Origin of the sequence: Escherichia sp. WS1450 (genome assembly GCF_046487395.1) — a bacterium.
In the GTDB taxonomy this organism is placed as follows: domain Bacteria; phylum Pseudomonadota; class Gammaproteobacteria; order Enterobacterales; family Enterobacteriaceae; genus Escherichia; species Escherichia coli.
Genome location: NZ_JBJQJO010000015.1, coordinates 108,695 through 120,758 on the forward strand (window position 1 = coordinate 108,695; position 12,064 = coordinate 120,758).

The window sequence follows — 12,064 nt, forward strand, 5'->3', positions numbered from 1 at the left end:
GTGCCCCGAATGGAGCACTCTTTAAGAAATTATAACGAAAAATTAAATCTGTTTATAACACGCCCCATAAAAAAATTCATGCGTTTGATAAGTGTTTTGCGTCCCTGTTTCCAGGGAGACAATGTATTGTTGGCCTGCGCCTGCAGAATTAGATGACCAATATACCATTGAATAAAAATCAGCTTCGTTCATGTAATTTCCCATATCTCCCCATTCACCATACAGTGACCCTATTTCGCGCCGCATGTGTCCATTGCTTAAAAGGTCCGCGCGGGGAAGGGTGTAGCCATTACCGACCTGGTTGCTGCAGTAGTTTTCAGCCTGGCTTAATTGCATGAGGTTATTACCGTGATTCACCCACCAGCCCTTCACCCGTACTTGCGTTTGGTAAATAGCGCCACCTGATCTTGGGGTCGCCGTGATTATTACAGCATTTCTATCTCCGACATTTTTGAATGTCACCTTACCGGAAGTATCAACATCAACCCAGGAGGCAGTGCTTGAAAACGTATAATCTGCCGCCGTTTTTCCTGGTGCAAAGTTGTCATTATTCAACTGATAATACGCCCCGGTAAATCCCTGCGAAGGGAATGAAGCTGCAGGTAGGTTTGCACCATTCACTGATACTGTACCGGTCATTGGTCTGGTTCCCGCGCTAATGAATTCTATCGTGGTACTCAGACCCGCCTGGTGAACACCATTCAACACGGGGATCAGCGTTGCGATACCCTCTCCGCCGCCTGTAACAGTGGCTTTATACTCACCGTATAAATTTTGAGTGTAATCAATTGTGCTGATTTGCACATAGGGCACATTGGTACCTGATTGCACAAATTCCAGCCCTTCAGAAACATTGATCGGATGACCTGATAGATCGTGTAAAACAAGATATAGTTCAGCACTTTCGGTAAAGTCCCCTTTCAGTGATGACCGGTTGTTTTTAAGGACGGACTGCGAGGCGTCTGCCGGGCCTGCCACCAGCGTTATATCTACTGTTTGCGCCCCACCATAGCTCGTTTCTGCGCTTACCGTGACGCTCCCCGTTATCGCTCCTCTTACGCTCGTTGTCGCGACTCCGTTTTGATCGGTCACCGCTGTTAATGACGTTAATGTGGCAAAGGCAAAGCCTCTTTTTAATGCGAAGTTCACATTGACACCTTCGACCAGGTTCCCACTGCTATCTTCAACAGTAGCCTTTAACGTGCTGATATCACTGTTGTTGGCCGTGAGAGTCGACGGATCAGCGATAAAACTAGCAACATGTGCTGTGCTTGGGTTGCCAGTAACCTTCACGGTTGTCTGTGTCTGAATAATTACGCCGCTTTGGATCGATGCTGTCACCACATATGTACCGACTTTATTGCTGGTCAGAACGACTTGTGCCTCACCTGAAGTGTTGGTTGTCGCCGTTTGGCTACTTAACGTTGCACCTTCGGGCGTTACGCTAAAGGTAACGAGTTCATGGCTCAATGGAGCCCCGTTTGCATGAGTTAACCTTACAGTCAGAGTTGCTCCCGATGGGTCATTGACGCCGATAAGTTGACTTGATGCCGTGAGTGTTAGTCTTAGATCGATTACCACCAGATCCTTCTCATAAGAGGATCCATTCGCCAGGGATGCTTTCACAGTATACGAACCGTATCTTCCAGGCGTCATGGTGACCTCAGCTATACCCTGCCTATTCGTAGAAACCGTATCCTGACTAATGACCATGTTAAAACTTGATGGCTCTGCACTGAATGTCACAAGTTGGTCAGCAACTGGATTGCCAAACTGGTCGTCGACGTGTGCTTTAACCGCTATGGGTTCTCTGATTATTACCTGACCTTCAGGCATCTCCAGACTGGTGATCGTCGCAGAATCAATATCTGCTTTGACAGTCAGCGTTCGCATGGCGGCTTCGGTAGGTGCATTTGCCAGATTAGCTGTAATTACTTTCGTTCCTGCAATGGTGCTGGTCACAAGAACTTCTGCCTTACCCTGAGCATCCGTTTCGACGCTGGTGTTACTCAGCGTGGCGCTGCCGCGGAAATTGACCATGATGCCTTCTAGCGGGTTGCCGTAAGCGTCAGTGACGCTTGCCGTCAGGGTCGCGCCCTCGGTTGTGCTCGCGGTGAATGAGCTTGATGATGCGGTAAAACCAGCCAGTTTTGCGGTACCAGCATCGGCAATCAACGTCACCTGTTTCGTATCACTGACACCATAATTGTTCACGCTAACTGTCACGGGGTAGGTGCCGGATTTTGTACCGCTCAGTGTAACTTCAGCCTTGCCGTTGATGTCTGTAATGGCGGAACCGCCTTGTCCGAGAGTGAAGCTTGCGCTCACATCTGCCGGTAGCGTGAATGTCACCGCCTCATTGGCTAACGGGTTGCCGTTTCCATCAGTCACTGTTGCCTGAAGTGTGGTCATCCAAACGTTATTGGCGATAAAGTTGTCCTCGGTAACGTTAAGATTAACCTGCGCAGTGAGCGTATCCGCAGTAAAGTTCACCACCAGTTGTCCGCTCTTACCGCCAGCCATCGATGCTGTAACAGTATGAGCGCCTGCTTTTGTACCTTTCAGCGTGACTTTCGCTTTGCCTTCAGTATCAGTAATCGCTTTACCGCCATCGCTCAGCGTGAAGTTCGCCCTCACATCTTCCGGCAGAGTAAATGTTACCTCAGTGTTGGCTATCGCATTGCCCTCTGTATCAGCGACTGTTGCTGTTAGTGTCGTGAGATCGTTATTGTCGGCAATCACCGGATCCTTCGAGGCTGCCAGCGAGATTTCAGCATTCGCGACGTTCGGCACATAGGTCACTGTGTGTTGCATCGAATCGCCATTGTCGAGGGTTGCCGTCACTTGATAAACCCCGGCTTTTGTAGCGGTCATGCTTGCGTATAAATAGCCGTCGTGGTTGGTAGTATTTATACCGTTATTACTGAGGGTCACGCCTTCACTCGGCGAAACGCTGAGGCTTACCTGATGCAGGGGTACACCATTGCCGTAAATATCATTCACCGTAATGTACAGAGCGGTATCCTCGCCTGCCAATTGTGTGTCATAAAGGGTATAAAGCGAGGTGAGATGTGCCGTAGACGCATCAGCGTCGACTTGAATGGACGTGCTAAGCGTGGAGCTACCATTTTCCAGGCTAGCTTCAATGGTATCCGGTCTCGCTCCTGTTTCTCTCGAGGAGCGGGTATTGGTATAAGTGACGGTAGCTTTACCCTGTTCGTTCGTCACGGCTTGGCCGCCGTTCGTCATTTCGGCAGATTTTGTTCTGCTGGTAAAGCTCACAGTCACACCTTTTACCGGAAAGCCATTATTATCAACGACTGTGGCGGTAATGACGCTGCCGGAGCTGTTCTGCGAGGTACCGGCGATTATGCGGTCTGGCACAGCCGTCAACTCGATAATTTTTGCCGCCGCTGTGTCGCCAATAAAATGCACCGTTTTGTTGTCGCTGGCACCATTATTAGCCAGTGATGCAGTGACCGTCTGCTCACCAAAGGCAACGCCTGCGAGAGTGGCCTGCGCGATGCCAGACTCATTGGTATTACTCACTCCCGGGGTCAGGGTGAGTCCTGAAGAGGCTGAGCTGAATGTTACCGGAAGATTGTTCACCTCATTGTCGAACTGATCTTTAACCGTTGCAGTTAGCGTTGCGTTATCGACGCCATTACCTGTGATCTCATCTTTTGACATCTGCAGGACAACCTGAGCCGAGGTTTTGTCCGCCACAAACGTTACCGGCTGCGAATCACTGGTATTGTTATTACCCAGCGTTGCGGTAACCGTATGCGTGCCCGCTTTTTTGCCTTTGAGGGTGACATGCGCTTCGCCATTAGCCTGAGTGATGGCAATACCGTTATTTTCGAGGGTAAAGTCTGCCGCAACGTCCTGTGGCATGGTGAAGTTCACCGTTATTCCCGCCACCGGATGATTCGACGGATCTTTCACCGTTGCCGTCAGCTGCACGCTGTCGCTGTTATTCGTCACCACCTGTTGAGCAGGGATGTTCAGGGTGACCTGCGCGTTGCTGGTATCGGGCGCAATATTGACTGTCTTCGTATCGTTGTTGCCGTTAGGCAGTGTGGCTTCGGCTGTATGAACACCCAAAACCGTGCCCTTAAGGGTAACTTCAGCAACACCACTGTCGTTAGTATTGCTCGTGCTCTGACTAAGTTGAGTATCAGCCGGGTTAGTACTAAAGGTGACCGGTAGATCTTTTACTACGTTATCAAAAGGATCTTTCACTGTTGCTGTCAGCGTTGTCTCATCCACGCCATTCCCAATGATTTCCGCTTTCGATGTTTGCAGAACGACAACTGCGCTGTCCTTATCCGCCACGAAGGTGACTGGCTGCGCATCGCTGGCATTATTGTTACCCAGCGTTGCGGTAACCATATGCGTGCCCGCTTTTTTGCCTTTGAGGGTGACATGCGCTTCGCCATTGGCCTGAGTGATGGCAATGCCGTTATTTTCGAGGGTAAAGTTTGCCGCAACGTCCTGTGGCATGGTGAAGTTCACCGTTATTCCCGCCACCGGATGATTCGACGGATCTTTCACCGTCGCCGTCAGCTGCACGCTGTCACTGTTATTCGTCACCACCTGTTGAGCAGGGATATTCAGCGTGACCTGCGCGTTGCTGGCGTCGGGCGCAATATTGACTGTCTTCGTATCTCTATTGCCGTTAAGCAGTATGGCTTCGGCTGTATGAACACCCAAAACCGTGCCCTTAAGGGTAACTTCAGCAATACCGTTCTCATTAGTATTACGCGTGTTCAGACTCAGTTGCGTGTCTGCGGGGGAGGTGCGGAAGACTACTGACAGATTTTTAACCACGTTATCAAAAGGATCTTTTACTGTTGCTGTCAGCGTCGTCTCATCCACGCCATTCCCAATGATTTCCGCTTTCGATGTTTGCAGAACGACAACTGCGCTGTCTTTATCCGCCACAAACGTCATTGGCTGTGTATCGCTGACATTGCTGTTAGCCAGACGAGCCGTGATCATATGCGTGCCCGCTAACGTGCCGGTCAGGGAGGCGATTGCAACCCCGTTACTATCCGTCATGCCTTTTCCGCCGTTACTAATCGAGAACCGACTTGCGACGTCGTTTGGCACAGTGAAGGTGATTTCTTTATCTTTTAGTGGGTTGCCATTTTTATCCTGCAAGGTTGCAGTCATATGTTGCGGAGCTGTGTTGGTGACGGTGATATCACCTGAAGGCACACTGAGGGTCAGGGCAGCAGTACTTTGATCACCGATAAAATTCACCTGTTGATTGGCCTGGGAACCAGAGCTCACAGAGGCCGTAACCCTATAATCACCGTTTTTTAAACTGGTCAGCGTGGCTGTGGCGATCCCGTCGTGGCTATTCACTTCGGTTTGGCTCAGTTTCGCCTCTGCTGAATTAACATTGAAGGTGACCTTGACGTCATTGAGCAGGTTGCCTTTTGCATCCCGAACTGTCGCTGTCATTGTGGCGCTGTCATTGCCGTCAGCGACCACTTCATTTTTCGACTTCTGCAGATCAACCTGCGCGGTACTCGAGTCGCCGACAAAACTGACGATTAACGTTTGTTTCACGCCATTTTCAAGGGTGACTTCAACCGTGTTGTCTTCCTGCTTACTACTTTTCAGATCAAAAGTCGCCAGACCATTAACATCCGTTTTTGCGGTGTTTTGATTGTTGAAGGAAGTTGCCGATCCGCTTAATACCGCAAATGTGACGGTATGATCATTGATTGGGTTGCTTCCTTCATCAGCGACATTGACCGAGACGGTGTTTGCTGCATTCTCATTGGCGAGCACACCATTATTGCTGGCAGATAATGTCGCAATTTTCGCTGACTGCGGGTTGGCGTCGATGATAAATCCAGCGGTATGCAAATCTTCATTCCAGTTTTGCATTAACAGCTTCGCAGTAAGCCCACTGCCTTTGGTATAGGCGGTATAGGTTGCCTTATAGACACCATCTGCGGTTTCTTTCCAGTCTGTAGTGACACCTGGTTTCACGTTGTCGATGCTGACTGCGGTATTAAGTTGCTGTTTTTGTTCCTTAACAGGTTTGTCATTTTCATCTCTCAGTTCTACCGTCACCTCGATAGGATTCCCGGAGAGATAACGGTCCTTATCAATCTTAATTGACGAGTGAGTCCGGGATGACGAAACAGAAATGATATTCACCACGGCGGGGGCTTTAGCCGCATCCACACCGTTCAGCTGTGGCATAAGCGTCAGCGTGCCAGACATCGATCCTGTGGTCAGGATCTGGGTATAGCTTCCGTCACCATTATCTTTCCAGTCAGAAAGGGTGATGTCCTGAACACCTTCGTGACGCGTCGAGAGCACCAGCCCGATAACAGGATTACCTGCTGCATCATGAGCAATAAAAGTCAGTGTGGCGGTTGAATGGGAATCCGCGCTCAACGTCTGGGTACTTAACGATACCGAGGAATCTTTCTGGCTTAGCGTAGGTGCCTGAACGACTACCATGCTCTGTTCACGATTCGAAAAATTGCCTTTGACATCTTCAGCGGTGACTTCAATCGGCCAGGTGTTATCGGTTTCTGGCGTACTGGTGAACCGGTACGGCGGCAGGGTAACCAGAATATCTTTACCTGTTGTGACCACTTTACCACCGGCAGCTTCCAGAGCGGTGGCTTCGACGTTATAGCCTTTCAGGGCATATTTGGTTTGTAGCGACGAAACCAATGATTTCACTTCTCCTGACTTCCCTGTCACGGGGTCTATCAGGGTCAGGCGAACCAGTTCTTTTTTGCGATATTCCAGAACGATGTTGTTGTTGCGATCCACCAGCTCATAACGGCTGCCTGCAAGGCTACGCCGTGCAGCGACTTCATTCGGGTCAAGCTGTTTCTGCATTGCGCTGCCAGGTTGCCAGGTAAAATCGACGGCAAAACGGGTGTCATTTTCACCCTGTTTACCCTGGCGTTGCTCCGCGCTGAAGGTCATCAGCGGGAAGGGGGTATAGTTAAGTCCAGCGGTTATGGCATGAGGATTACTTTGCCGATCATCTTTATCGAACAGGGCCACTTCATCGCCATAATACTGTTCATAGACCAGTTTACCGCCAAGGTGCGGCCAGGCGGGTAGCCAGCCTTCTGCGCGTACATCCCAGCCATTGGCCGGGCGTGCTTCATAATCGTTGTCCAGTTCAGGTGCGCTGCGCCAGTTGGTCAGTCGCAAATAGCCGTTACTGCTTAATTTTAGATAGTCGCGCCAGTACTCTGCGCCAATGCCGGCGCGGGAGTGGTAACGGCTAAGGTCGTGGTCGAAAAAGAAGTTGATGCCCGACATCCATGTGGGAGTGAAATGACGCCAACCCAAGCCGTTGTTAATCTGCGTACGTTCGTCAGTACGGTGGAGGGTATGCTGGCTGAAAAAGAGATTATCAGGCGTTTCATACCACGGATGGAGAAAATCGAACTGGGAATTCTTCAGGCTAAAATCTTCATCCACGCCCAGCGTGATTCTTGCGGTACCGAAGCGGCTTAACCAGTCTGTCATTGCGCCTGAAGCCTGAGAAGAGGCCCATCCACGCGCCATATTTGCCGCTTGCTCGCTGTTCATATCTTCGGCGAGCAGAGACCCGATTTGCTGTGAAGTACTGGCTATCTGTTGCTCGAGGTTGTCACTGCTATTACCCGGCGGCGGGGTTAATTTTTTTTCACTAACTTGTGCCGGGACATCCAGTTCATCCCCCTGGCGGACATTATCAAAACCTCGAGCAAACGTACGAAACTGGTTGAGTTTGCGTAACTCAGCCAACGAAATACCGAAACGTTCGGCAACGCTTTGGGCCGATTCCAGCGCTCCAAGGGTGTAGGGCACCGTATTGGCATTTGCAATGGCGATTTGTGTAGGAACTGGTTGTTGGGTTGCGGCGTTTACCACACCTTGTGCTGCCACAGTCATAGGGAACACAAGTTGAGTTACCAGGCAGATACCCGCAGTTAAGCGGCGTAGTTTAATACCCATCCCGCATAAGATTTGTCGGTCATTTATTTCTTCTCCACTTCTCTTCTTCGTAGCCATGCTTACCTTCCCTGAACGAGCTAACATAAATGCGCCCTTTCTAGCACAGCGAAAAAAAGTAAATCCTGATAGCAATATGATTGAAAATTAATAACTTTTCGTTAAGCAGTTTTGGGTGTGAGTTGCAAGAGGGGAGACTACTGAATTACTCAAGTTTTATAATCGAGGGGAAAATGGTGATGGCGTTCACAGCAAAACGCCCTCAACCAAAAAGGTCGAGGGCGCTTAAGATGTCAAAAACCCGCTATCCGTTAAAAAGCAATGCTCAACTAAGGTCAGTGACATTGCGCTAAAAAAGCGAATTTTTAGAATTTGGCTCCTCTGACTGGACTCGAACCAGTGACATACGGATTAACAGTCCGCCGTTCTACCGACTGAACTACAGAGGAATCGTGAGAACGGGGCGCATATTACTTAGCGGTACCTTGTCTGTCAACACTAAATTTCATAAGTCATTTCAATTGGTTAATTAATCTGCAAAATTGTTAATTAATGAACATTCGTCGCCGAAAACGAGTCTGTATCATTAGTGCGATGCAGTCTCTGCAAAGGATCTTGTTGATAAAATTGGCAGAAACGTTGCCACAATGAAGGGAAACGAGGAGCAAAAAGTTCTGGGGCGCTAAAGAAATATTCAGAAAGTACGGCAAAACATTCAGCAGGATCACTGGCAGCATAAGCATCAATGCTCGCCGCATTCTCGCCAACCAATTCGATTTCTTCCTGAATGTTGTTCATTGCAGCATGAAGATCGTGTTCCCAGCCAGCAACCTCACGCAACGGAATAAAGGGAACTCCGCTGGCGCGATCGCCGTTACGGGTGTCCAGCTTATGAGCGACTTCATGAATAATCAGGTTAAAACCAGAAGCATCAAAAGAATCTTGTATATCCAACCAGTTCAAAACGATAGGCCCTTGCTGCCAGCTCTGACCTGACTGAACAATACGTTGGTTATGCACCAAACCGATATCGTCTTCCCATTCATCATCGACCACAAATGGCGCAGGATAAATTAAGACTTCATGAAAACCATCCAGCCATTCCAGTCCTAACTCCAGAACGGGCAGGCAAAATAGAAGTGCTATCCGGCAGCTTCTTAATGAATCCAGTTCAAAGCCCTGTAAAGGAACAAGCCGCTTTTGCTGTAAAAAACGTTCGGCAAGAGTGACTAATTTGCTTTGTTCCTGTTCCGTCAGACACGTTAAAAGGGGGATCGATAGTGCTTCCTGCCAGGGAAGGGCAGTTTGATGTGCTGATTCTTGTACTTTCCAGGGCCACTTAATCATCGTTTTGCTCGCAAACTCGTCACTTGAACAAAATTGCACGGACAGGGACTGTTAAAATGCCAAATTTCCTGGCATCATGGCAACCATCTGAACGGAGAGATGCCGGAGCGGCTGAACGGACCGGTCTCGAAAACCGGAGTGGGGGCAACTCCACCGGGGGTTCAAATCCCCCTCTCTCCGCCAAAATTCAATCACTTATACATCATTAAGTCAGTGACAAAAATCACACTTGGAATTACTTGGAATATTTTCTTGGAATATTTTCAGGTAACGGGACATCAAGTGTTGGTGAAACTTTAACCTTCCGGTCATAGATTAGCACTTGCCCTTCGGTTTTGTGACCAGAGAAAAGTTGCTTATCCCGGCTGCTTCCTTCATAGTCTGAAATTCCTTTCGCCTTCAGATCATGAAAGGTGAAGTCGGTTAAAATACCTGAAACTTTGCCTGCGCGATTTCTTGCTTCTACCCACATTTCGTTAAAGCCTTTGTACATATATCGGTTGCCGTATTGATTGCTGATCACATAGGCGGATTTTGGTAACTGTTTTGCTTTTTCGACCGCTGCCTGTAATCGTGGACTCCATGCTTTTATCTGTTTTTTCCCTGTTTTCCCTTGCTGGATAAAGATCCCGTCGTTTCCAATCTGCTCCCATTTCAGCGATAACACATCGGAAACCCTCGCTGCACACAGATAGGCAATTTCCATTGCGATAAAAACAGGAAGGGGTGCCACGCTTAATACTGCCTGGTATTCTTTGTCGGTTACATATCGTTCGCGGTTTTTGGCCTTGAATTTACTTACTCCTGCACATGGGTTAGCCTTCACGTACCCTCGCTCATACCCCCAACTGTAAACACGGGACATACTGCTTTTTTCATGGTTGGCTTGCGTTTTACTCTGTTCCCCTCTTTTGTCCATGTATCGACGGATGTGTTCTGGTTTTATGGAATCCGCTGGTACCTTACCGAATACGGCAAGCAACTTTTTTTGATGTTGCAGATAATCTTTTTGTGTTCTTGGACTAAGGTCACTGTAACAGGCGCTGGCGAGGAATTTTTCCCACAAGCGACCGAATGTCATTGCACGATCGCGATTATTTACAGTTTCCTCATACTTTTTCCATAAAGCAGCTAAACCATCCTTGATGGCGGTTAGTGTTACAGATTCTCTGGATGTTGGTTTCCATACATAACTATATTTATTTGGGTATACATTTGGAGGTAATTTTTCGTGTTCAGAATTTTTCCTTCGTCTTCCCATCAGATCGCACCAAAATTCGGCTCTACCTCGCGTGGTGGTAAAGTTTTATTGCAGGTAAATAGATCCCGGCTGACAATCGGTTTGCCACTACGATTGGTATAGAACGGAAGCCCGTTTTCCATTAACCATTTTCGCTGGTGGCTTGCATATTTGCAGCCCGTTAATATTAGCAATTCATCTTCGGTTAAAAATAAGCTGCTCATAGCTATATCTCATAACCGCCGCTAACTATATGCGGTTAGCGGCGATTAGGGTTGAACATTAAAAATCAGCCTGATTCGGGATCAGTTTTTGTATAGTGGCTGTTACGTATTTTGCCTGGTGAAGAGCGTCATCCAGAGCATTATGGCGCACGCCTTCGAATGGAATTACGCTTCTGGCATTGAAGTCTGTGATTTTCCCCATCTCAACGATTGTGCGTACATCACGATCGTTGCTGTAATGCCACGGACAGGGGATGTCCAGACGTTCGTATGAGGTGCGCAAAATTGCGTTATCGAACGTTGCGCCATTACCCCACACCTGAACGAATTTTTCATCAGAGTGTTCATTGACGAATTGCCGAAAACGCAAAAGGGCATCTTTCATTTTTACCTGGTCAGTTAAAATGGCAGCTCTGGCTTCGCTGGACTGCTTCAGCCACCATTCGATGGTGCCACCATCAGGAACAGCCCCTGTATTCATTGCGTCAGTCAGGCTGATAACGATATAAAATACCGGCCCGATTTCCCCTGTTTCCGGGTCGAAGAAAACCGCACCAATAACTACTATGGGTGCATTGGTGTTGGCTCCCATTGTTTCAAGGTCGACTGACAGGTGATTCCATACTCTGCTGGTGGATGTGATTTCACGATGACCGTTCATCTTAATTAAGGAATTTTCTGTTTCGCCAGTTTTATTATCGCTGGCGTGGCCCTGAGCGCCGCCAGTGTTCTCCTTGTGCGGATGCTCAGTGCCTTCCGTTTCCTCCGGATTTTTTTCCTGAGATTCAGCCTGATTTTCTCCATTGAATGTTTCCTGGTATGTTGCGTCACCCATTACTGAGCCACAATCAGGGCAGTTGCCGCCGCTGGTCTGACCGCAGGCGGTGCAGACTTTTTCCGGTTCCTGTTGCGCTACTGGCTCAGGTTGTTTCGTTTCTGGCTCGTTTTGTAACGCATTTTGGCTGTTTTGTTCCGCTTTCTGGTCGTTCTGTTCCGTTTCTTGCTGGTTCTGGTTCACTGAATCGCGAGTCTGGACTCCCTTAACCCATTTCAGATCATTCGGGTCGCTAATCCCTTCAACGAACTCACCACGCGAGGCCGCCAGTAATTTGTCTGCATCGACAGGATTTTTGGGCGGAATGTTTTTCCTAGCTTCATGGAGTTCTGCCCGCAGTTTCTGATATTTCGCATCAACAGAATTCACCTGCGGCTGAGCATCCAGCGGCTGCGTGTCCGGATGATGTTCAGTTGTATCCGGTTCCAC

The 12,064-nt window shown here is 48.7% G+C and carries 4 protein-coding genes, 2 tRNA genes and 1 pseudogene; 1 reads left to right on the forward strand and 6 read right to left on the reverse strand.

From position 1 onward, the window contains the following. Nucleotides 1-42: 42 nt before the first annotated feature. From ACJHYR_RS17730 to mtfA, 3 genes are all read right to left on the reverse strand, one after another. Nucleotides 43-8,049: an Ig-like domain-containing protein gene (locus ACJHYR_RS17730; protein ID WP_141011286.1), complete on the reverse strand. Its 8,007-nt coding sequence runs from the start codon at nt 8,047-8,049 to the stop codon at nt 43-45. 313 nt (nt 8,050-8,362) lie between these two features. Continuing rightward, nucleotides 8,363-8,438 (reverse strand) — tRNA-Asn (locus tag ACJHYR_RS17735). Nucleotides 8,439-8,538: 100 nt separating this feature from the next. Then, a complete protein-coding gene (gene mtfA, locus ACJHYR_RS17740) occupies nt 8,539-9,336 on the reverse strand; it encodes a DgsA anti-repressor MtfA (protein WP_001300307.1) in 798 nt (265 codons plus the stop codon). 93 nt (nt 9,337-9,429) lie between these two features. Here mtfA and ACJHYR_RS17745 point away from each other — a divergent pair. Then, nucleotides 9,430-9,519 (forward strand) — tRNA-Ser (locus ACJHYR_RS17745). Between the two features lie 27 nt (nt 9,520-9,546). Here the strand turns inward: ACJHYR_RS17745 and ACJHYR_RS17750 are convergent. The 3 genes and pseudogenes from ACJHYR_RS17750 to ACJHYR_RS17760 all read right to left on the reverse strand — a co-directional run. Continuing rightward, nucleotides 9,547-10,597, reverse strand: a pseudogene (locus tag ACJHYR_RS17750) (tyrosine-type recombinase/integrase). Next, a complete protein-coding gene (locus ACJHYR_RS17755; protein ID WP_000096344.1) occupies nt 10,597-10,800 on the reverse strand; it encodes a DUF4224 domain-containing protein in 204 nt (67 codons plus the stop codon). The pseudogene ACJHYR_RS17750 and the gene ACJHYR_RS17755 overlap by 1 nt, the downstream one beginning before the upstream one ends. A 58-nt stretch (nt 10,801-10,858) precedes the next feature. Further along, on the reverse strand, nt 10,859-12,064 hold a 1,206-nt coding region (locus ACJHYR_RS17760; RefSeq protein ID WP_410233124.1), incomplete at its 5' end, for a 3'-5' exoribonuclease domain-containing protein.

Excerpts from the sequence above, each read along its gene's own strand:
- ACJHYR_RS17730 (WP_141011286.1), bottom strand. The coding sequence starts at position 8,049 with ATGGCTACGAAGAAGAGAAGTGGAGAAGAAATAAATGACCGACAAATC.
- mtfA (WP_001300307.1), bottom strand. The coding sequence starts at position 9,336 with ATGATTAAGTGGCCCTGGAAAGTACAAGAATCAGCACATCAAACTGCC.
- ACJHYR_RS17755 (WP_000096344.1), bottom strand. The coding sequence starts at position 10,800 with ATGAGCAGCTTATTTTTAACCGAAGATGAATTGCTAATATTAACGGGC.